Genomic DNA, 1,041 nt, shown 5'->3' on the forward strand with positions numbered 1-1,041 from the left:
GTAGCGCAGCTGCGGTTCCCAATTGGTGTGATCAGCTGCGAACTCGTGCAGGAAGATGATCGGGGTCCCGCTGCCTGCCTCCTCGAAATGCAGCCGGACATGATCTTTCGTCGTGGCGTAGGGCATTGAAATTCTCCTCTCGTTGGCCACCCCCAGACTTGCAATTAATTTCCGCGGCGGCAATGCGGCAGTTCTGACTATTTTCGTCATGGAATTTGCGCGGAATGACCCAGAATTCGTTTTGGTGCCGTCACACCAAATCCTGCTCCCGCCACATCCCGACTTTCAAACCCACCGCCGCGTTTCGCAGGGAACGCGACGGGGAAGTGGGGGCGTTACAGAGGATCTCGTGAAGTATGGTTCAGTTGCTTGCGTATCGCCGGTCGCTTCGAGTTTTGGCGCTGGCTCTGTGTTCGCTCACCCTCGCCGTCATTTCGGTTTCTTCGGCATCGGCTCGTCCGCACCATCAGCGTCACGCGTATTCGGCTCATGCCGGCCATCACGCGCGGCATTCCGCCCATCATCACCACCGGCACACCGCGCGGCTGTCGCGCGCCGAGCGTCGCGCCCGGATGCAGGCGGGCGGTTCTGGCGAGGCCAATGCCGCCGCAATACCCGCTGCGTCGAACATTGAGGCGAGCGCGACAGGCGGCTTCGGCTCATCCGGCATCGTCGACACGGCGCGCCGCTATCTCGGCGGTGGCAACCCGACCGGCCGCTCCAGCCTATGGTGTGCACGCTTCATGAACATGGTGCTGCAGCAGACCGGTCATCGCGGCACCGGGTCCGACATGGCGAGTTCGTTCGCCAAATACGGCACGCGCGTCTCGGGGCCGCAGGTCGGCGCGATCGCCGTGATGGGCCGCCGCGGCGGCGGCCATGTCGGCATCATCACCGGCGTCGACGCCAGGGGCAATCCGATCATGATCTCGGGCAACAGCAGTCACCGCGTCCGCGAGGCGCCGGTCTCGCGCGGCCGGATCTATGCCTATGTGATGCCGACGAACTGAGGCGGCACTCTCCACCTCTCCCCGGGAATGC

Annotated in this window: 1 protein-coding gene; it reads left to right on the plus strand. The window is 63.9% G+C overall.

From position 1 onward, the window contains the following. Positions 1-356 precede the first annotated feature (356 nt). A complete protein-coding gene (locus ACJH6J_RS30530) occupies positions 357-1,010 on the plus strand; it encodes a TIGR02594 family protein (protein ID WP_035651711.1) in 654 nt (217 codons plus the stop codon). Positions 1,011-1,041 lie beyond the last annotated feature (31 nt).

The organism is Mycobacterium sp. SMC-18 (assembly GCF_045310895.1).
Classification (GTDB): domain Bacteria; phylum Actinomycetota; class Actinomycetes; order Mycobacteriales; family Mycobacteriaceae; genus Mycobacterium.